This window comes from Paraburkholderia sp. SIMBA_027 (assembly GCF_046535315.1).
Classification (GTDB): domain Bacteria; phylum Pseudomonadota; class Gammaproteobacteria; order Burkholderiales; family Burkholderiaceae; genus Paraburkholderia; species Paraburkholderia tropica.
Genome location: NZ_JAWRWY010000019.1, coordinates 26411 through 44864 on the forward strand (window position 1 = coordinate 26411; position 18454 = coordinate 44864).

Here is an 18454-nt window from a genome sequence, read left to right on the forward strand (position 1 = left end):
GGTGCGCCATGAAATCAGGCAGAACGACTATGAAGACTTCGATTGTGACGCGCGCGAGGCGTGCGATGAGCGTGGCCGCGTGCGGCGCGCTCGCACTGCTGGCGGCGTGCTCGTCGCCGCAAGGCTATGGCGTGGGTCCGCAGGCGGAAGCCGAAATGAAAATGCGCGCCGATAACGCGAAGGATGCGGTGCCCGACACGCCCGGCATGTATCTCGGGCTGATCTCGCGCATGCAGACGGAGGGGCTCTATTACGCCTCGCTCGCGCACATCGACGCCTACGAGCGCCAGTACGGCGCGAGCCCGAATTCGATCGTGCTGCGCGCCGACGCGTTGCGCGCGACCGGCCAGGCGAGCGCGAGCGCGTCGGCCTATACGCAGTTGCTCAATACGCCGTTCGCGGCGCGCGGCCATCGCGGGCTGGGCTTGCTCGCAGGCGCGTCGGGCGACTTCCGGCACGCGGCACAGGAACTCGACGAGGCGTCGATGCTTGCGCCGACCGATCCCGCGACGCTCTCCGATCTCGGCTACGCGCTCCTGCGCGAAGGCGACGTGAACGGCGCGCGCGTGCCGCTGCTCAAGGCGATCGAACTCGATCCGCACAATCCGAAGATCGCCGCCAACGTTGCGCTGCTGCTGAGCGCGAGCGGCGCGGACGGCGACGCGCAGACGCTGATGAACCAGCAGGGCCTGCCCGCGGATACGCGCGCGGCCGTCGCGCGCGACGCGCAGAAAGTGAAGGAGGCGAGCCGCGCACGCGAGCTTGCCGATCAGCGCGAGTCGCTGGCCGCGACGGCGCACAAGCTTGCGCAGACCGCGGCCGTGCCGCAGCCGCGCGCGTTCGCCAGCAACCAGACCAGCGCGGGCAGCGCGGGCGGATGGCCGGGCAGCGATGCGCAGTCGCGCCTCGTCCAGCGCGTTGCGCAGTAGGGCGGCGCGACATCATCCGGGGAGAGAACAATGAAAACGCACGCAACGATCAGGACCTTGGCGCAGCGATCCGCGCTCACGCAGGCCGACATGCTCAAGCGAGTCGGCGGACGATTCGGCTGGCGCTTCGCCGTCGCGCTCGCGCTGACGCTGCTCGCCGTCTCGCATCCGGCGCACGCGCAGGACGATGGCACGGGCGGCGACACGACTGGCGCCGCGCCGCGCAACAGCGAGATCGGCCACGCCGCGCATGCCTGGCTCGCGATCCAGCGCAGCAACAGCGCGGCGGCGCCCGCACAGCCGATGCTCGGCGCGGAAGCGGGCTACGCCTACAAGCGCTACCTCAAATCGTTCGATACGGAGATTCCGGCGACCTTCGGTTCGTCGGTGAAATCGGGCGGGACGACGGGCGGCGGCCAGAGCAACGGCACGTCGGGCGGCGCTTACTGACATGCAGCGGCGCATCGATGTGCGGCGCGGTCGGCGCGAGCGTGCCTGCGCGCGGCGGCAGCGCGGCTCGATCGCGGTGATCGCCGCTTTCGCGGTGTTCTTCGCGGTCGCGGCGCTCGGCGTGATCGACGTCGCCAACATCTATTTCCAGAAGCGCGCGCTGCAGAACGTCGCCGATTTCGCGGCGCTCGCCGCCGCGCAGCAGATGGACGATACCTGCACGCAGCCGAAAGCCGTCGCGATCGCGAACGCCAGCACCAACGGCTTCACCGCGCAGGGCACGTCGAGCACGCTGTCGGTCGTCTGCGGACGGTGGGATCAGACGGGCCAGCAGGCCAACGGCTCGGCGTACATGGGCTTCACGCCGAACGGCAGCACGCCCTACAACGGCGTGGCGGTGACGGTCACGCAGACCGTGCCGTTCTTCTTCCTCAACATGGTGCAACGCCAGATCACCGCGACCGCCACGGCGCAGTCGACCATCATCGGCTCGTTCGCGGTGGCCACGACGCTCGCGCAGGTCAATCTGCTCAACGGCATGCTCAGTTCGCTGCTGGGCGGCACGGCCGTCAACCTGAGCGTGGCGTCGTGGAACGGCATCGCCAACGCGAACGTCAAGCTCGCCGATATCGCGGCCGCCGCGAACGTCGGCACGGTCAACGGCCTGCTCAGCGCGAACGCGACGGTCGCGAATATCGCGAGCGTGCTCGCGAGCGCCGTGCAGCAGGACGGCGCGCTGACCGCCGATGTGAGCGCGGCCGTGAGCGGACTCACGGCGTTCGCGAGCGTGGCCGCCACGTCGGCGACGAAGATCGCGATTGCCAGCGAGACCGGCGGCACCGCGCTGCTTTCGCTCGGCCTCGCGGACGCGCAGTCGGCCGCCAACGTCTCGGTCAACGCATTGCAGATGCTGATCGTGGCGGCGGAGATCGCGCAGGCGGGCAAGTCGCCGGTTGCCGTGCAGTTGAATCTGAACAGCCTGCCGGTGGTCAGCTCGATCCTGCCTACGGCGGCTTCGCTGAGCGTCAACGTGTTGTCGCCGCCGTCGATCGCGGTCGGTCAGGCGGGCCCGAATCCGGGGAATCCGCCGCCGCCGTGGCGCACCCAGGCGCACAACGCGCAGGTGGCCGTGGCGCTCAATCTCGGCTTCGGCGGCCAGTCGATCCTCGGCATTGTCAACGGGATTACGGTCAATCTGCCGCTTTACGTGGAAGTCGCGCCGGCCACCGCGGGGCTTGCCTCCGCGCAGTGCTCGACCACGGCGGCGGCGAGCCGCTACGTCGTCGAAGTGAAAACCGGCATCGCGAATCTGTGCGTCGGCAATCCGCCCACGACCGCCGCCCAGCTTCAGTCGGGCTTGTGCAGCGGGCAGGCGGGCACGCTGATTAAAGTCGACAAGCTGATTACCGTCACGGCGGGGCTATCGGTTGGTCTCAATTCGCCGCAGGTCTGGGACCTCACGTTCGACGGGACCGGCAAGCAGCTCACGAGCACCACGCCCAACACCAACCAGCTCGGCGGCTCGATCGGCAATGCGCTGAGCAGTCTGTCCACGCAGTTGCTGAACCCGAACAATCTGTCGGTGGACCTCTTCGGCTTGAACCTCGGCGTCGGCGTCGTCGTGGGCCTGGTCACCGGTCTTCTCGCCACGCTGCTCAACCCGCTGCTGAACGCGCTCGACACGGCGCTCATCGGGCCCTTGCTCCAGCTTCTCGGCGTGCAGGTCGGCGTGGCGAACGTCACCGGCTATCCGCTCATGTGCGGCGTCGCATCACTCGTCCAATAAGAACCTACGATGAGAACCACCACCCCGATCGAGGAACTCGATCTGTATGTCTGGGAAGGCAAAGCCGATATCGTCGAGCGCGTCGCGCGCTGCATGGCGAGTCTCGATGTCGAAGTGATCCGCGCCGACGATACGGCGATCTCCGCGCAGCGCATCGCCGCGCGCCCGTCGATCGCCGTGGTCAGCGTGAGCGTGATCGACACCGGCGCGCTGATGCTGCGCGACTGGCAGGCCACGCACGGTCTGCCGGTGATCTGGGTCGGCGCCGCGCCGCGCGACAACGACCCGACGATGTATCCGAACGAGTATTCGCACGTGCTCCCGCTCGACTTCACCTGCGCCGAGCTGCGCGGCCTGATCTCGAAGCTGATGATCCAGATGCGCGCGCATTCGGCGCAGACGGCGGGCGCGGACGTGCTCGTCGCCGAATCGGAGACCATGCGTGCGCTGCTCAAGGAAGTCGAGACCTTCGCCGATTGCGACACCAGCGTGCTCGTGCACGGCGAGACCGGCGTGGGCAAGGAGCGCATCGCCGAACTGCTGCACCGCAAGCACAGCCGCTACGGCACCGGGCCGTTCGTCGCCGTGAACTGCGGCGCGATTCCCGACGGCCTGTTCGAATCGCTGTTCTTCGGTCACGCGAAGGGCTCGTTCACGGGCGCGGCCGTCGCGCACAAGGGCTACTTCGAGCAGGCCGACGGCGGCACGCTGTTTCTCGACGAAATCGGCGACCTGCCGCTGTATCAGCAGGTCAAGCTGCTGCGCGTGCTCGAAGACGGTTCGGTCACGCGCATCGGATCGGCCACGCCGCTGAAGGTGGATTTCCGGCTCGTCGCGGCGACCAACCGCCAATTGCCGCAACTCGTGAAGGACGGAACGTTTCGCGCCGATCTTTACTACCGGCTTGCGGTGATCGAGCTGATCGTGCCGTCGCTCGAAGATCGCGGCGCCGTCGACAAGATCGCGCTCTTCAAGGCCTTCGTCTCGACGGTGGTGGGCGAGGAGCGGCTCGAATCGCTGCCCGAACTGCCGTATTGGCTCGCCGATTCGGTGGCGGCGATGCGCTTCGCGGGCAACGTCCGCGAGCTGCGCAACCTGGCCGAACGGGTCGGCGTGACGGTGCGGCAGATGGGCGCGTGGGACGCGCAGCGCCTGCGCCGTCTGTTGGCGGGTTCAGGCGGCGCGCAGCCGCAGGCCGCCGCCGAACCGGTCGCGCCGGTCGTCGATCGCAGCAAGTGGGACATGGCCGAGCGCAGCCGGCTGCTCGCGGCGCTCGACGCCAATGGTTGGCGCCGCAAGGACACGGCGCAGTATCTCGGCATCAGCCGCAAGGTGTTGTGGGAAAAGATTCGTAAGTACCAAATTTTCGACGAGGAACCCGCAACCGGTGAAAGTGAGTAATAATTGTGCCGATTTGTAAAACCTAAAAATAGAACTGTTCCAAACAGGTACTTCATGGACTACAAGTGGAGAGTTCGGCAGGTTGCATTTGCCGCTCTGATGTTGATCGGGGGTTTCGAAACCGGTTGCGCCCAGCCCTTGCCGCAGACTGCGGCAGCGCCGGTCGCTGCGTCGCAGGACGACTCGGTTGCTGCCGTGCAGGCGCAGCCCGCTGCGGCTGCCCAGCCGTTGCCGGGCAGCCAGTCCGCTGCGCTGACGCCGGATGAGGCCCAGCAGAACGCAGCCGGTAACGTCGCGGAACTGCAGCAATTGATTCGTGGCTCGGAGCTCAACGAATTGCGCACGACTTACAACGGCACGTACGGCGCCAGCTTGCTGTTTAACGGCAAGGAAATGACGTACTACGTGGCCTTGTTTCAGAACAAGACGTTCTGGCGCGTGATCAAGACGAGCGACGAACAGCGCGCGGAAGCGATTTATCGCGACTTCGCGCAGAAGACGGTCCAGTTGTCGGACGTCGAACTGCGCCGCACGCGTCTCGAAGCGCAGAAGGCGTTCACGGCACGCATGATCGCGCTGACGCAGGACCACGCGAACCGTCTGCAGGCCGACCTCACGGTTGCACGCCAGCAGCAGGCGATCGTCGCGGACCAGCAGAAGCAGACGCGCGACCAGGCGAATGCGCTGCAGGCCGAGAAGTCGCAGGCGCAGGATCAACTGCGTCAGGTGCAGCGTCAGGTTCGCGAGTTGCAGCGTCAGGTGGAAGGCGGTTTGCCGGTGCACTGATGCACACGTCTGGAGCGTCTCTTAAGCGGGCGCTCCGGCAAACGTAAAACTGCGCAGGGTTTAAAGGCGGGCGCCTCGGGCGCACCGCCTTTTTGTCGTTGGCGCGCGCGTCAGTGCTTGCCGTGGTGGCGCGCGCTGTCGTGCTTATCGTGCTTGTTGTGCGCTTTGCCTTTGTCGGCGGGCTCGCGCTCCGCGGGCGGCGGATCGATGGAAATCGGGTCGCTGGCCGGGAAGGTCTCTTCGAGCGCTTCGTCGAGTGGGTCCTGCGGGGCGGGCGGCGGGGAAGGCGGCTTGGTGGCGGACATGGCGTGCTCCGGGGGCGAGGAGGGTCGCTGTCAGCATAACGCAAAGGGCAAAACCCTGAGCGCAGGCGAGGTTCCCGTCGGGCGGCGTTCGGACCTGTCCGGACGATGTTCGCCTGTTCGCGCCGGTTTCTGCCGACTTTTCCCGATTCTTCGCCCGCAAAGCAAAACGCGCGCAGAGTGTGCGCGCGTTGTGTACGGATGATGTTGCGATGGCTTAGCTGTTGCCGTTGCCTTCGCCGCCGTTGCCGCCGTTGTTCACCGCGCCGTAAAGGCGGCGGCGACGCGTGACGACGACCGGGCCGTCCTGACCGCCGCTGGCCGGACGATCCGACGGCGCGGCGGGTGCCGACCACGATTCGCGCGGCTCGCGAGGTTCACGGGGCTCCCGCGGCTCGCGGGATTCGCGCGGGCCGTGGCCGCCATGGCCGCCGTGACTGCCATGCGGACCGCGGCTCGTGTGCTCGCCGTGCGCGGGGCGCGGCGTGCGCGGCCCCGGACGCGTGCCGGTGTCGAGCTGGATGGTGGAGATGGCGCGTTTATAGATGCCTTGCAAGCCAACGGGCGTGCGCAGCATCACCAGGTACTGATCGAACGACTCGATGCATCCGGTCAGGCGGATGCCGTTGACCAGATAGATTTCAACGCGCTTGCGCTCTTTGCGCGCGGCGTTCATGAAGTCGTTTTGCGGGTGCGATTCTGCGGAAGGCATGGACGAATTTTAGCCGGGCGGCTCGATGCCGCAATTCATTGGAAACGTTTGCTTGCCGGGGATTCTACCCTGTGTCGGCGAAGCGCGCGTGCGGTTACCTACTTTACTGCAGAACTATACCGGGTCGCGGCCGGTGCCGCCGTTTGCCGGTCCCGCCATGAGCGGGGACAGGCCGTCTGCGCGAGCGAACCGGGCACGATACACCAGTGTGCTCGTCCGGACTGTGACAGTACGACGCGCGCATGGTTCATCCGTTCAACAGCGTAGTGCATCGGGCGGCGGTCTGCGCGTCGGAATGCGTCCGAATATGTCCGAATGGCGTCGAAATCCGCAATGATCCCGCCGCGCCGCGACGATCGCCAATTCTAGTGCCTGTTCATTTTTGCGCGCGACCCCAAGGAAAACCGTGCGGCGACGCACGCGCGAGGAATAAGCCCGCGGCTCACAACGTTTACCGTGTATTGCAGTCATGCAGCGATCTGAGCCCTGAGCGGCTCGTTCAGCAGGAGACGATGATGAAGCGGACTACACGGCGGAACACCAAGAGCACCACCAGGCGCACCACCGGCCCCATTCGCCGGTTCCTCGCCTGTTTCGCGTGCGTGACCCTCGCCGCTGTCTCGGGCGTGGGCCTCGCCGCGTGTGGCGACATGAACTCGAGCGGCGCGTCGGGCAGCTCGGGCACCAGCGGATCGTCGGGCGGCTACTGAGCGGCGCGCCGTGCTGCGCCGCCCGTCGGCGGAATTCGAAGCGCAGGTCGTGGCCCAGCTAGGGGCCATGCGCCGGTTTGCGCGCGCGCTCACCGGCGACGCCGCCTGGGCCGACGATCTCGTCCAGGACGCCGCCGAGCGCGCGCTCTCGAAAGCCGCGTCCTACAGGCCCGAGAGCAATTTGCGTGCGTGGCTGCTGACGATCCTGCGCAATATTTATATCGACCAGTTGCGCGGCCGTCGCGAGATCGCCGTCGACGATGAAAGCGCGCCGTGGCGCACGCTCGAAGCGCCGCGCGGCGAAGTGGACGGTCTCGTGCTGCGCGATCTGCAACGCGCGCTCTATGTGCTGCCCGCGGCGCAGCGCGAGGTGTTGCTGCTCGTCTGCGTCGAGGAACTGAGCTATCACGAGGCGGCCGCCGTGCTCGGCGTACCGGCGGGCACGGTGATGTCGCGGTTGTCGCGCGCGCGCGAGCATCTGCGCGCGCTGCTCGACGCCGATCCGGCGCAGGACCCCGGGCGGCGCGCCACGCCGCTGCGGGTCGTGGGGACGATGCGATGAACGACGACGATCTCGAACGCGAGCGCGCCGGCGCGCCAGCCGACGCTCACTCTGGCCTCGCGGGTCACGACCTGGCGGCGCTGGGTGCGTTCGTCGACGGCGAACTCGCGCCCGACGAGCAATCGGCGCTGCTCGCGCGGCTCGGGGAGGAACCGGCGGCGGCGCAGCGCATCGCCGCCTATCGCGCGCAGAAGGCCGCGCTGCAATCGCTCTGCAATCACGCTGGAAACGCACGTGAGAACGACGGCGAACACGACGCCGACGCCCTCGGCGCGACACCGTACGTCGTGCTGCGGCGCCGCGATCCGTGGTGGCGGCGCGCGGGACTCGCGGCGGCGTGGGCCATCGTCGGCGCGGGACTGGCCACGGCGGCGACGACCTTCGTGCCCGCGTGGATGGCGCGCGGCGACGGCCACGCGGGCGCGCTGTTCGCGAGCGAAGGGGAGCGCTTCGCGCGGCGCGCCGATGTGGCCTATGCCGTGTATTCGCCCGAAGTGCGTCATCCCGTGGAAGTCGGCGCGGCCGACGAGGCGCATCTCGTCGCCTGGCTCTCCAGACGTCTGGGCAAGCCGTTGCAGATTCCGTCGCTCGGCGAGTACGGCTATGCGCTGGTCGGCGGGCGGTTGCTGCCGGGCGCGGCGGGACCGGCGGCGCAGTTCATGTATCAGAACGATGCCGGCGAACGCCTGACGCTCTACGTGAGCGTCTCGGGCCGCGACCGCGACGCCGTGCATCTGCTGCGCGACGGCGGTCATCGCACCTTCTACTGGAGCACCGACAGCATGGGCTACGCGCTGTCCGGCCCGGCGACGGAAGGGCGCTTGCGCACGATAGCCTACGACGTGTGCGGCGCGCTTGGCGGCACGTCGGCTCAATGGTGACGCGTCATGGCCGCCGACACGCCACGGCCGCCCGGCATCAGTTCAGGCGAACTTTCGCGTGTGCTCGCCGCGTTCGAGTCGATTGTCGGCAGCCCTAACGTTTGCCGTAGCGGCGCGGCGCTGGCGGCGTATCGCGATCCGTTCGCGCCCTTGCCGGGCGACGACACGTTCGCGCCCAGCGCCGCCGTGCTACCCGCCAATGTCGACGAAATCCGCGCGCTTCTGCGCGTGGCCAATGCGGCGCGCGTGCCGCTCTGGACCGTTTCCACGGGCCGCAATTTCGCCTATGGCGGCGCGGCGCCGCGCCTGTCCGGCTCGGTCGTGCTCGACTTGCAGCGGCTGAACCGCGTTCTCGACGTGGACGAGCGCCTCGCGTGGGCGCTCGTCGAACCGGGCGTGAGCTACTTCGATCTGTACGCGCATCTGCGCGAGCGCGGACTCGCGTTGTGGGTCGATCCGCCCGCGTCGGGATGGGGCAGCGTGATCGGCAACACGCTCGAACGCGGCTTCGGCTACACCGAATACGGCGATCACGCGGCGGCGCAGTGCGGCATGGAAGTGGTGCTCGCGAACGGCGACGTCGTGCGCACCGGCATGGGCGCGCTTGACATCGGCACCGCCTGGACGCTCTATCGACCCGGTTACGGGCCGTCGTTCGACGCGCTGTTCACGCAATCGAATTACGGCATCGTCACGAAGATGGGACTCTGGCTGATGCCCGCGCCGGACGCGTATGTGATCGGCGAAATCCAGTTCGCGCACGAGGACGATCTGGGCGTGCTCGTCGATACGCTGCGCGGGCTGCAACTGAGCGGCACGATACGCCAGCATGCGGTGATCGAAGGCGCGATCCGCCGCGCCGCCGGTCTCGCGCCACGCGCGCGCTGGTACGACGGCGAAGGCGCGATGCCGGAGGCGTCGGTTGCTCGCATGCAAAGAGAACTCGATATCGGACGCTGGAATCTGCACTACGCGCTTTACGGCGACGCCGAGGTGATCGAGCTGCAACGACGCATTGTCGAGCGTGCGTTTGCGAAGGTGCCCGGTGTACGTTTCACCGCGCGGCGCAACGCGGGCAAGGACGAACCGCAGGGCGGCGGCGACCGCAACATGGCGGGCATACCGTCGATGAGCGCGTTTCGCATGCTCGACTGGCTGGGCGACGATGGCGCGCACGTGGACTTCTCGCCGCTATGTCCCGCCGACGGTCGCGACGCGCTGCGCCAGTACGCGCTCGTCAAGGCGCGCGCGGCCGAATACGGTTTCGATTACTACGGCGGTTTTACAGCGGCGGGGCGTTATCTCCATCACGTGTTCGCGGCGATTTTTCCGCGCGCGCCGCATCCGCAGGCGGCGCGCGCGGGCGACCTGCTGCGCGCGTTGATGAGCGATGCGCGTGCAGCCGGCTACGGCGTGTACCGCTCGCATCTGCTCTATATGGATTACGCGGCGGCGCAGTACAGCTTCAACGATGGCGCGCTGCTGCGCCTCGCCGAAACCGTGAAGGACGCGCTCGATCCGCAAGGCGTGCTGTCGCCGGGCAAGCAGGGCGTCTGGCCGCAAGCGTGGCGTACGCAGCGCGGCTACACCTGACGAGGCGATGACGATGAAGCGGCGCAGGTTCATCGGTGTGGCATGCGGCGTGTCCGCGGTCTGTTGCACGATCGGTTTGCGTCGATCGCAGGCAGCGTTGCAACGTGGCGCGCGCATTGCCGTAGTCGATCTGCGGCTCGCGCGCGGCGTGGCGCTGGCGCGTCATGCTGCGCGTGCGCGCATGATGACGTTCGCCGTCGACGACGATATTGGCGCGTTGTGGTATGCGCGGCTTGCGTGCGTCGGCGAAGGCGCGCTGGTGCTGTGCGCGCTGCGCGACTCGGAGCGCTTCGTGCTCGAACGGCTCGCGCTGTCACGCCGTTGCGTTGTGATGAATGTGCCGTCGCAGATAATTAATACGGAAAACTAACCAGGTCGTGACGCATCGTCTTTTTCGAGCTTGGCGATTTCGGCATCACGCAATTCGCGCCGCAGAATTTTGCCGATATTGCTTTGCGGCAGCGCGTCGCGAAACTCCACCATTCTCGGCACCTTGTAGCCGGTCAGTTGCTGGCGGCAATATTGGATCAGGGCATCGGCGGTCAGCGTGGCGTCGCGCCTCACCACGAACACCTTCACGCGCTCGCCCTGCACCGGATCGGGCACGCCGATCGCGGCCACTTCGCGCACGCCGGGATGCGTTGCGATCACATCTTCGATTTCGTTCGGATAAACATTGAATCCCGAGACGAGAATCATGTCTTTCTTCCGGTCGATCAGGCGGATATAACCGCGCGCGTCCATCACGCCGATATCGCCGGTCGTGAGCCAGCCGTCGCTCACGAACACCTTGGCGGTTTCATCGGGACGGTTCCAGTAGCCGCGCATCACCTGCGGGCCTTTCACGCACAGTTCGCCCGCTTCGCCGATACCCGCCCACGTGCCGTCGTCGCGACGAAAACGCACCTGCGTGGACGGCGCGGGCAGGCCGATCGATCCGGCGAAATCCTGAAGGTGATCGAGATCGACGGGATTGAGCGTGACGATCGGCGAACATTCGGTCAGGCCGTAACCCTCGACGATCGGCTTGCCGGTGACGGCGCGAAAGCGGTCGGCGATGGCCTTCTGCGTGGCCATGCCGCCCGCCATCGCGAGCTTGAGGCCGGAGAAGTCGCGCGCGCGAAATTCCTCGTTGTCGAGAAAGGCGTTGTACAGCGTATTAACCGCGCTGATGCAACTGAAGCGTTCGTGACGGATGGTTTTCATCACGCGTTTCATGTCGCGCGGATTCGCGATCAGGATGTTGCGTCCGCCCAGCAGCATGAAAATGAGCGCATTCACCGTGAGCGAATAGATGTGATAGAGCGGCAGCGGGGTGAGCACGGTTTCGGCGTCGGCGTTCAACTGGTCGGCGATCCAGGCCTTTGCTTGCAGCACGTTCGCGAGAATCGAGCCGTGCGTGAGCATCGCACCTTTCGCCACGCCGGTCGTGCCGCCCGTGTATTGCAGAAAGGCGAGATCGTCGCGCGCGGCGGCGACCGGCGCACGCGGTGCACGCGCGCCTTGTTCGAGCGCGTCGAGCAACCAGACGGCGCGCGGCAGCGAGTAGGGCGGCACGACTTTCTTCACGTGACGCAGCATGAAGTTGATGAAACGGCCCTTGAGATTGAGCCCCTCGCCGAGCAGGTCGCCCAGTTGCGTGAGGACTATGCGCTCGACGCGCGTGCCGGGCAGCGCGTCCGCGAGCGTCTTCGCGAAGCTCTCGAACACGACGATGGTTTGCGCGCCGCTGTCGTTGAGCTGATGTTCGAGTTCGCGCGCCGTATAGAGCGGATTCACGTTGACGACCGTCGCGCCGGCCTTGAGCGCGCCGAACAGCGCGACCGGATATTGCAGCGTGTTCGGCAGCATGATCGCCACGCGCTCGCCGGGCATCACGCCCGCGCCTTGCAGCCACGAAGCGAACGCGGTGGCCTTGCGCGCGAGCGCGGCGTAGGTCATCGGCGAGCCTGCGCTCACATAGGCCTCGCGCTCGCGAAAGCGCGTGGTGCAGTCGTCGAAGAACTGAACGAGCGAGGTGTAGCGCGTGACGTCGACCTCGTGCGGCACGCCCGCGGGATACGACGCGAACCAGATGCCGTCGGTGTCGGGCTTGTCGAAGGGCGGCGTGCTGTCCAGATTGTTCGTCATGCGATGCGTCATGCGTGGACTCCGGGCGGGACGGGGCGCTCCCATGATGCGCCGCGCGGCGCGCGAGCGTTACGCGTATTTTCCCCATTTACGGGCGGTGTGTTCGCGGGATGTCGTCGTGTGTCCTGGGGGCGCAATGCCTGCCGCAAGAACCGTGCGGGCAAAGAAAAAGCCGTGCGGGCGGTCGCCCGGCACGGCTCGTTCGCGGGTCGCGCGGCGCAGCGCCGCCGCGTTCCCTGCGCGAAGGTTCGCTAACCTCAGGTGGTGCTCACCTGCTTCGCGGTCTGCGTCATGTCGATGCCGCGGCGTTCGCGGCTGAACAGGATCAGCACGGAAATGACGATGGCCACGGTACCGGCGACGATCGCCATTGCCATGCCGTAGTTTTGATCGTGCGTTTCGGCGAGCGAAGCCTGCAGCGTCGCGTTGACCGACGCGAACAGATTGCCGAGCTGGTAGACGAGACCCGGGAAAGTCGCGCGCACTTCGTCCGGCGAGATTTCGTTCAGATGCACCGGAATCACGCCCCACGCGCCTTGCACCGAGATCTGCATGAGGAAGGCGCCGAGCGCGAGCATCACCGGCGTGACCGAGAACGCCCACAGCGGCAGCACCGGCAGCGCGATCAGCGCCGCGATGCAGATGGCCTTGCGGCGGCCGATCTTCTCCGAGATCGAACCGAAGAACAGACCGCCTACGATCGCGCCGATGTTCAGCACGATGGTGATGAGCGAGACCGTATGCGGATCGAAGTGATGCTGTTCGCGCAGGAAGGTCGGGTACAGATCCTGCGTGCCGTGCGAGAAGAAGTTGAACGCCGTCATCAGCACGATCGCGTAGATCGAGAGGCCGAGATTGTGACGCAGCGTGGAAAGCAGCGTGGGCCGCGCGCGCTTTTCCATTTCCTTCCAGGCCGGCGACTCGGGAACGTGCGAGCGCACGTAAAGCACCAGCAGCGCGGGCAGCACGCCGACGAAGAACATGCCGCGCCAGCCGATATGCTGATACAGCACGCCGAACACGACCGAGGCGAGCAGATAGCCGCTCGGATAGCCGGCCTGCAGCAGACCGGAAACGATGCCGCGCGCTTTCGGCGGAATGGTTTCCATCGTCAGCGCGGAGCCCACGCCCCATTCGCCGCCCATCGCCACGCCGAACAGCGCGCGCAGGACGATGAAGGTGGTGAGGTTCGGCGAAAAGCCGGTGAGCAGTTCGAGCAGCGAATAGCACGCGATGTTGATCATCAGCGTGGGGCGGCGGCCGTATTTGTCGGCGAGCCGGCCGAAGATGAGTGCGCCGAGCGGGCGCATGGCCAGCGTCAGCGTAATGGCAAATGCGACAGCCGGGATTTTGGTATTGAATTCAGTGGCGATATCTTTCAGAACGAAAACCATCAGAAAGAAATCAAATGCGTCGAGCGTCCACCCCAAATACGCTGCGATCGTTACGTTTTTCTGTTCTCGCGTCCAGCTCATTTCATTTTTCTCCTGTCTTACCCGCGCCATGCCTCGTCTCCCGGGCATGGCCTGTGTGGCTCTTCGCCCCGCGCTGCGAGCTTCGTACGAGTGTACGCCCGGCATTAAACATTTGCATGAATGTCGGGCGCAACCCGTACTAATCCCTGGTAAAGATGGGGAAATATGAAAGCGTTCTGTTTTATTGGTAATTTAAATGTAATTAAAATGAAGCCATAATTGAATGTTGAATGGATTGAGCAAGCGATGCAGCGGTATTTAGATTAATTTTTTAATTGCGGTTAACCCGGATCGAGTGCCCAGATACGCTCTGGAGTGCGTAGCGCTTTGCGGCGCGGCGATCAGCGTTGCCCGAGCCAGTCGAGCGTCGCGGCGATGACGTTCGACCAGTCGCCCATCGTCTGCTGACGCAACACGTGCGCGTCGCGTATCCAGGGCGAGTGCGCGCCGTCCTTGCCCCAGCGCCATTCGCCGGTCGGGTTGACGAGCACGGCGGTGGGCTTGCCGGCCATCGCCGCGAGATTGGCCACGCCGGCGTCCACGCTCACTACGGCGTCGAGTTGCTCGATGCACGCAGTGGTGTCGGCGAACGTGCGGATGGCGGGCGCGTAATGACTGACGTGGCCGCGCGGCGTTCCACCATGCATTTCCACGTCCGGATGCAACAGGCTCACGAACTGGACGCGCTCGCCGAGCGCCGGGTTCATCGTGAGGCGTTCGAGCGCGTCGAGCGGCATGCTGCGCAGGCGTGCCCAGTTGCGCTCCTTGCTGCGCAGCGTCTGGGCGTGCCGTTGCGCGCAGTCCCAAAACAGGCCCACGAGCCGCTTGCCGCGGTGCTGCGCGCGCATCGCCTCGCCCCAGATTGCGCCGTTCGCGCGGGCGGACTCGGGCGCGCGGATATAGGCAGGAAAGTACGGATCGGGGCGCGCCGTGTCGTGTGCGGTCAGCAGCGGCAGATGCAGCAGCGTGGCCTGCTGGGTCGGCGCGAAGTCGTGAACGTCGGGCAGCAGTGCGGCCTCGATAGGCACTGCGACGGTCAGCGGGCGGCGCGCGGCCACGACGCGGCAATCGGGCAGCGAGGCTTCGAGCACGCTGTGAATGGCCGCGTCGCAGGTCACCATGATCTCCGCGCCGGCGTCGCGCCAGTGACGCAGCGCGCCATACAGCATGAACTGATCGCCGTAGCCCATCTGATGCGTGACGAGCACGCGCTCGCCGCGCAGATCGCGCTGGCCGTTCCACATCGGCACGTCGGCGTGGCGAAAGTTGCCGCTGTCGCCCTGGTTGCGGTACAGCCAGTGCGTGAAACCGCGCGCGTCGCCGAGACTCAGCATGGCTTCGGCCAGCCATTTGCGCGCGCGAAGCTTGTCGGGTTGGTCGTCGGGTAGCGGGCTGTGGACCGCGCGCTCCAGCACGGCGATGGCCTGGTGCGTCTCGCCGCTCAAATAGAGGTCGCGGCCCAGTCGCGCTTCGTAAAAGAGGGGCGCCCAGCGCGTCTGCGCTGCATCGATCCACGTCTGCGCGGCCCGCGCGTGCTCGCCGAGCAGGCGCAGCGCGCGCGCCCGCGCGTGAACGAAGCCCGCATGGCCAGGCGCGAGCGCAAGTCCTTTTTCCGCCCACGCGAGCATGTGCTCGTCGCGCTGCACGCCGATCAGCGCATGGCAGATGTCGAGCAGCGCGGCGGGATCGAGCGGCGCGCGCGCATGGGCGGCGAAGGCCGCGACGAGTCGATGTTCGGGGTCGGAGTGCATGGGGGCGTCATTCTCACTGTTTATGAGAAAGAGCTTAGAGACGGGCCTCGCCGCCGCACATCGGATACGTCCTAATTTATAGAGAGCGAGCGATTCAAACCGCATGCTTCCGGATGTCGCGCCGTCGCCAATTCGCGCGCGTTGCAAGCTTCGCGGCACGCCGCGCACAATTTCGCTGATAATGAACGACCGTGCTTTTCCTGATTGCCGCCGTCAGATGCGGTGACTAGAATCGACTCGACGTTACGCGTTCCGTCAAGCGGAACGCGGATCAGGCTTCAGGGCAATCCGGGCCTTAGCGGTCCAGACAGACATCAAGGAGACACAAGCATGCAGGTCAGGGAATTGTTCGAACTGGGCGGTCAGGTGGCGCTCATCACGGGCGGCTCGCGCGGGCTCGGCCTGCAGATGGCCGAGGCGCTGGGTGAAATGGGCTGCCGGGTCGTGATCACGGCGCGCAAGGCCGACGAACTCGCCGAGGCGCAGCGCCATCTTCAGGCGCGCGGAATCGAGGCGATGACGATTGTCAGCGACCTGCAGCGTCCGGAGGCGGCCACGAAGCTCGTCGACGAAACGCTCGCGGCGTGCGGCCAGATCGACATTCTCGTGAACAATGCGGGCGCGACGTGGGGCGCACCGGCGGAGGATTATCCGGACGAGGCCTGGCACAAGGTCATGAACCTGAACGTGAACGCGCCGTTCTTTCTCGCGCGCGAAGTAGGCAAGCGCAGCATGATCGCCCGCAAGCGCGGCAAGATCATCAACATCGCTTCGATCGCCGGTCTCAAGGGCTCGCTCGGCCCGATGCAGACCATCGCCTATAACACCTCGAAGGCCGCAGCGATCAACTTTACGCGCGCGCTCGCGGCGGAATGGGGCAAGTACGGCATCAACGTGAATGCGATCTGCCCGGGCTTTTTCCCGACCAAAATGGCGGCGGGCCTGCTCGACAAGCTCGGCCAGAGCGTGATCGACCATACGCCGCTGCAGCGTCTGGGCGACGAGAGCGATCTCAAGGGCGCTGTGGTGTTTCTTGCCAGCGCGGCGTCGCGCCACGTGACCGGCCAGTATCTGGCGATCGACGGCGGCGCGAGCATCGTCTGATTCGCGTCGTAGTCCGAAGTAAAATTGCGGACGGTCCGCGCTACGCCGCGGCCGACTAGCCGACTAACCGATTGACCGATTGCAAGACGCGCGCGCCGCGCTCGACGGCGCGCGTTCGAGGAGACGGAACCCGCCATGTCCACATCCGCCATCGCAGCTTCGCAGGACTCAAGCGCATCCCGCGCGACTCACACTGCAGCACACAGCACAACACCCAGTTCGCCGCACTGGCCCGCACATCTCTCGCCGCATCTGAGCATTCCCGGCACGAACCTCTTCTATAACGCCGAGGTTTCGGCCGCGCGCTTTCCCGACAAGCCCTTCATCTACTTCTACGACACGCCCGTCACGTTCGCGCAGTTCAAGGACGAAGCCGAGCGCGTGGCCGGTTATCTGCAACAGCACTGCGGCGTGAAGGCGGGCGACCGCGTGCTGCTCTACGTGCAGAACAGCCCGCAATGGGTGCTCGCGTACTACGGCATCCTGCGCGCGAACGCCGTCGTGGTGCCGGTCAATCCGATGAATCTCACCGAGGAACTCGAGCATTACGTCGAGGACAGCGGGGCGACGACGGCTTTCGTCGCGCAGGAGTTGTATCCGCGTATCGCGCCGCTGGCGGGTGAGGGGGAAGGCAAGCTGCAACACCTGATCGTCGCGACGTATAGCGATTATCTGAAGAACACGCCTTCGTCGCCGCCGCCGGAATTCGTGAGCGCGCCGCGTCAGGTGGAAGGGCCTGGCGTCGTGCATTGGGCCGACGTGCTCGCCGCGCGTTGCACGCCGGGTCCGCTCACCGCCGGTCCCGACGATCTGTGCGTGATGCCGTACACCTCGGGCACGACCGGCAAGCCGAAGGGATGCATGCACACGCATCGTTCGGTGATGTGCACGGCGGTGGGCGGCTGCAACTGGTTCGGCAGCAATCAGGACGCCGTGCAGCTTTCCGTGCTGCCGTTCTTTCACGTGACCGGCATGCAGGGCGGCATGAACAGTCCGCTCTATAACGGCTCGACCATCGTGATTCTGCCGCGCTGGGATCGCGACGCGGCCGCGCGCGCGATCGAGCATTACCGCATCAACGGCTGGCAGGCGATTTCGACGATGGTGGTCGATTTCATTTCGAATCCGCGTATCGGCGAATACGATCTGTCGAGTCTTGCGTGGATGCGCGGTGGCGGCGCGACCATGCCGGACGCCGTCGTGAAGAAGCTGCGCGATCTCACGGGCCTTGAGTTCGTCGAAGGCTATGGCATGTCGGAGACGATGGCGGCCACGCACATCAATCCGCCGCAGAATCCGAAGCCGCAGTGCCTGGGCATTCCGGTGTTCGACGTCGACGCGCGCATTGTCGATCCGATCACGCTCGAGGACGTGCCCGAAGGCGAAGCTGGCGAACTGATCATGAGCGCGCCGCAGGTGATGCTCGGCTATTGGGGCAACGCGAAAGCGACCGCCGAAGCGTTCATCGAGCGTGACGGCAAGCGTTTCCTGCGTACCGGCGACCTCGTGCGGCGCGACGCGCAAGGTTATTACTTCATGACTGATCGCCTCAAGCGCATGATCAACGCGTCGGGCTACAAGGTCTGGCCGGCCGAAGTCGAAGCGCTGATGTACCGGCATCCGGCGATCAAGGAGGTGTGCATCATCGGCACGCAGGATGCGAAGCGCGGCGAAACGGTGAAGGCCGTGGTCGTGCTCGATCCGAAGCAGCTCGGCAGCGTGAACGAAGACGACATCATCGCGTGGGCGCACGAAAACATGGCGGCGTACAAGGCGCCGCGCATCGTGCAGTTCGTCGACACGCTGCCGAAGTCGGGCAGCGGCAAGATCCTCTGGCGCAAGCTGCAGGAAGACGAGGCCGCCGCGCGGGCTTGACGCCAGC

16 protein-coding genes are annotated in these 18454 nt (G+C 66.1%); 11 read left to right on the top strand and 5 right to left on the bottom strand.

What is annotated here, in order from left to right; all coding sequences use genetic code 11:
* Positions 1-29 precede the first annotated feature (29 nt).
* Genes SB764_RS30270 through SB764_RS30290 form a run of 5 tightly spaced genes read left to right on the top strand, consistent with a single transcriptional unit; the run spans position 30 to position 5352 of the window.
* Positions 30-929 carry a tetratricopeptide repeat protein gene (locus tag SB764_RS30270; protein ID WP_183038209.1) on the top strand — a complete coding sequence of 300 codons (900 nt, stop codon included), beginning with the start codon at positions 30-32 and terminating at the stop codon, positions 927-929.
* Positions 930-986: 57 nt separating this feature from the next.
* Positions 987-1379 carry a DUF3613 domain-containing protein gene (locus SB764_RS30275; protein WP_183716353.1) on the top strand — a complete coding sequence of 131 codons (393 nt, stop codon included), beginning with the start codon at positions 987-989 and terminating at the stop codon, positions 1377-1379.
* Position 1380: 1 nt separating this feature from the next.
* The gene (locus SB764_RS30280) at positions 1381-3165 is read left to right on the top strand and encodes a TadG family pilus assembly protein (protein ID WP_410865890.1); all 1785 of its coding nucleotides are present in this window, start codon (positions 1381-1383) and stop codon (positions 3163-3165) included.
* Positions 3166-3174: 9 nt separating this feature from the next.
* A complete protein-coding gene (locus tag SB764_RS30285; protein ID WP_065063171.1) occupies positions 3175-4566 on the top strand; it encodes a sigma 54-interacting transcriptional regulator in 1392 nt (463 codons plus the stop codon).
* A gap of 54 nt (positions 4567-4620) precedes the next feature.
* A complete protein-coding gene (locus tag SB764_RS30290) occupies positions 4621-5352 on the top strand; it encodes a DUF2968 domain-containing protein (protein WP_065063173.1) in 732 nt (243 codons plus the stop codon).
* A gap of 110 nt (positions 5353-5462) precedes the next feature.
* On the opposite strand, the gene SB764_RS30295 is transcribed toward SB764_RS30290, so the two are convergent.
* Together SB764_RS30295 and hfq are read right to left on the bottom strand one after the other, a co-directional pair.
* Positions 5463-5657 (bottom strand): hypothetical protein, encoded by a 195-nt coding sequence (locus tag SB764_RS30295; protein WP_321902003.1) that lies wholly within the window; start codon positions 5655-5657, stop codon positions 5463-5465.
* Positions 5658-5871: 214 nt separating this feature from the next.
* The gene (gene hfq, locus SB764_RS30300) at positions 5872-6366 is read right to left on the bottom strand and encodes an RNA chaperone Hfq (RefSeq protein WP_110328003.1); all 495 of its coding nucleotides are present in this window, start codon (positions 6364-6366) and stop codon (positions 5872-5874) included.
* A gap of 720 nt (positions 6367-7086) precedes the next feature.
* Here hfq and SB764_RS30305 point away from each other — a divergent pair.
* From SB764_RS30305 to SB764_RS30320, 4 genes are all read left to right on the top strand, one after another.
* Positions 7087-7638, top strand: a complete 552-nt coding sequence (locus SB764_RS30305; RefSeq protein WP_074984301.1) for a sigma-70 family RNA polymerase sigma factor — start codon at positions 7087-7089, stop codon at positions 7636-7638.
* Positions 7635-8519, top strand: coding sequence for an anti-sigma factor family protein (locus SB764_RS30310; RefSeq protein WP_410865891.1), 885 nt, complete (start codon positions 7635-7637; stop codon positions 8517-8519). The genes SB764_RS30305 and SB764_RS30310 overlap by 4 nt, the downstream gene beginning before the upstream one ends.
* A 6-nt stretch (positions 8520-8525) precedes the next feature.
* Positions 8526-10112: an FAD-binding protein gene (locus SB764_RS30315; RefSeq protein WP_410865892.1), complete on the top strand. Its 1587-nt coding sequence runs from the start codon at positions 8526-8528 to the stop codon at positions 10110-10112.
* 97 nt (positions 10113-10209) lie between these two features.
* Complete coding sequence (locus SB764_RS30320; RefSeq protein ID WP_110328005.1) at positions 10210-10482, top strand: hypothetical protein; 273 nt, start codon at positions 10210-10212, stop codon at positions 10480-10482.
* Here SB764_RS30320 and SB764_RS30325 read toward each other — a convergent pair.
* The 3 genes from SB764_RS30325 to SB764_RS30335 form a co-directional block, all read right to left on the bottom strand.
* On the bottom strand, positions 10479-12254 hold the full coding sequence (locus tag SB764_RS30325) for an AMP-binding protein (protein WP_110328006.1): 1776 nt from the start codon (positions 12252-12254) through the stop codon (positions 10479-10481). The genes SB764_RS30320 and SB764_RS30325 overlap by 4 nt on opposite strands.
* Positions 12255-12499: 245 nt before the next feature.
* Positions 12500-13717 carry an MFS transporter gene (locus SB764_RS30330; protein ID WP_065063186.1) on the bottom strand — a complete coding sequence of 406 codons (1218 nt, stop codon included), beginning with the start codon at positions 13715-13717 and terminating at the stop codon, positions 12500-12502.
* Positions 13718-14058: 341 nt separating this feature from the next.
* Positions 14059-15468, bottom strand: a complete 1410-nt coding sequence (locus SB764_RS30335) for a hypothetical protein (protein WP_110328007.1) — start codon at positions 15466-15468, stop codon at positions 14059-14061.
* Positions 15469-15798: 330 nt separating this feature from the next.
* Between SB764_RS30335 and SB764_RS30340 the strand changes: the two genes are divergently transcribed.
* Complete coding sequence (locus tag SB764_RS30340) at positions 15799-16572, top strand: SDR family oxidoreductase (protein ID WP_074984291.1); 774 nt, start codon at positions 15799-15801, stop codon at positions 16570-16572.
* A gap of 135 nt (positions 16573-16707) precedes the next feature.
* Entirely contained in the window at positions 16708-18447 is a 1740-nt protein-coding gene (locus SB764_RS30345) for a long-chain fatty acid--CoA ligase (RefSeq protein ID WP_176079381.1), read from the top strand.
* Positions 18448-18454 lie beyond the last annotated feature (7 nt).

Coding starts and splice junctions, on each gene's coding strand:
- SB764_RS30295 (WP_321902003.1), bottom strand. CDS start 5,657: ATGTCCGCCACCAAGCCGCCTTCCCCGCCGCCCGCCCCGCAGGACCCA.
- SB764_RS30310 (WP_410865891.1), top strand. CDS start 7,635: ATGAACGACGACGATCTCGAACGCGAGCGCGCCGGCGCGCCAGCCGAC.
- hfq (WP_110328003.1), bottom strand. CDS start 6,366: ATGCCTTCCGCAGAATCGCACCCGCAAAACGACTTCATGAACGCCGCG.
- SB764_RS30270 (WP_183038209.1), top strand. CDS start 30: ATGAAGACTTCGATTGTGACGCGCGCGAGGCGTGCGATGAGCGTGGCC.
- SB764_RS30330 (WP_065063186.1), bottom strand. CDS start 13,717: ATGAGCTGGACGCGAGAACAGAAAAACGTAACGATCGCAGCGTATTTG.
- SB764_RS30345 (WP_176079381.1), top strand. CDS start 16,708: ATGTCCACATCCGCCATCGCAGCTTCGCAGGACTCAAGCGCATCCCGC.
- SB764_RS30315 (WP_410865892.1), top strand. CDS start 8,526: ATGGCCGCCGACACGCCACGGCCGCCCGGCATCAGTTCAGGCGAACTT.
- SB764_RS30340 (WP_074984291.1), top strand. CDS start 15,799: ATGCAGGTCAGGGAATTGTTCGAACTGGGCGGTCAGGTGGCGCTCATC.
- SB764_RS30280 (WP_410865890.1), top strand. CDS start 1,381: ATGCAGCGGCGCATCGATGTGCGGCGCGGTCGGCGCGAGCGTGCCTGC.
- SB764_RS30285 (WP_065063171.1), top strand. CDS start 3,175: ATGAGAACCACCACCCCGATCGAGGAACTCGATCTGTATGTCTGGGAA.
- SB764_RS30290 (WP_065063173.1), top strand. CDS start 4,621: ATGGACTACAAGTGGAGAGTTCGGCAGGTTGCATTTGCCGCTCTGATG.
- SB764_RS30335 (WP_110328007.1), bottom strand. CDS start 15,468: ATGCACTCCGACCCCGAACATCGACTCGTCGCGGCCTTCGCCGCCCAT.
- SB764_RS30325 (WP_110328006.1), bottom strand. CDS start 12,254: ATGACGCATCGCATGACGAACAATCTGGACAGCACGCCGCCCTTCGAC.